This is a genomic window from Streptomyces sp. L500 (assembly GCF_054551825.1).
Genome location: NZ_JBTOLC010000124.1, coordinates 1 through 1,249, shown reverse-complemented (window position 1 = coordinate 1,249; position 1,249 = coordinate 1). Strand labels below are relative to the sequence as shown.

Annotated in this window: 2 pseudogenes; both read left to right on the top strand. The window is 77.7% G+C overall.

Features of this window, described 5'->3' with window-relative positions:
- A pseudogene (locus ACX9I7_RS32610) lies at positions 1-1,147 on the top strand (histidine kinase); the annotation flags it as partial.
- Between the two features lie 9 nt (positions 1,148-1,156).
- A pseudogene (locus tag ACX9I7_RS32605) lies at positions 1,157-1,249 on the top strand (roadblock/LC7 domain-containing protein); the annotation flags it as partial.

Genomic DNA, 1,249 nt, shown 5'->3' with positions numbered 1-1,249 from the left:
CGCCGGCGGGCGCCCGCAGCTGCCGGCCCGTGGCGCCGCCGCCCCCGGCGACGCCGGGCGGCAGGCACCGGGCTGGAGCACCGAGCAGTCCCCGGCCGCCGGCCAGGGCGCTCCGGCGGGCCCGAAGAACGGTCTGTCGGGCCTGACCCGCAAGGGCAAGCCGAAGAAGGGCCCGGTCGACGACTGGCCGATGTCCTCCGACGGCGCGCCGCGCGCCGGTCAGGAGACCCCGCGCGGTCACGAGGACGTCGAGGCCACGGGCGGGTTCCCCGTGCCGGCCCCGAACGCCCCGCGTCCCGGCGGCGGCCCCGGCGACACCGCGCAGTTCCCGCCGGTCCCCGCGACGGACACCCCCCGGGGCGGCCGTCAGGACGGGCACACCGGCCAGTTCGCCGTGCCCGCCGACGCCGAGCGGGCGCCGGCCGCGGGCCCCGGTGACACCTCGCAGTTCGCCGCGCTCGACCCCTCGGGCCGGCCGCAGTCGGGCACGGGCCAGTTCGCGCTCCCGGGCGCCGGCGTCCCCGGCGAGGCTCCGGGCAGCACGAGCGGCGAGTACGCCCGTCCCGCCCCGGACGCCCTGGCGACCGGCGGCACCGGCCAGTTCCCGCAGGCCGTCGCCCCCCGCGACGACCTGTCGGGCACCACGGGCAGGTTCGCCCAGCCGGTCGACGAGGACCCGCTGACCAGCACGACCGGCCAGTTCGAGCTGCCGGCCGCCGGTCCGTCCCCGCTCTTCGAGGAGCTGGAGTCGAACTGGTTCCGCGGCGAGACCCCGGCGGCGGGCGTGCCCGTCCAGCCGGCCGACTCCGAGCGGCCGCGGGCCGACCGGGGCGACGGAGCCTCCCAGGGCGCCTGGGACTCCCCCAACGACGAACGCTGGCGCCGGGCCGAGGCGGTCCGGGAGCCGGCGGCGGGCGGGATCACCACCTCGGGGCTGCCGCGGCGAGTGCCGCGCGCCAACCTCGTCGAGGGCACCGCCGAGCAGCAGTCCCCTTCGACGACCGGTCCGCAGGTCTCGCGCGCCCCCGACGACGTGCGCGGCCGGCTGACCAATCTCCGCCGGGGCATCCAGCAGGGACGTCAGGCCGGCAACGGCCCGGCAACCGGCAGTACCAATGTTGGCCCCACTCACCAGCAGGAGCGTTAGTTGAGTCCGATGAGCCAGGCGGCGCAGAATCTGAACTGGTTGATCACCAACTTCGTGGGCAACACCCCGGGGGTGTCCCACACGGTGGTGGTCTCCGCCGAT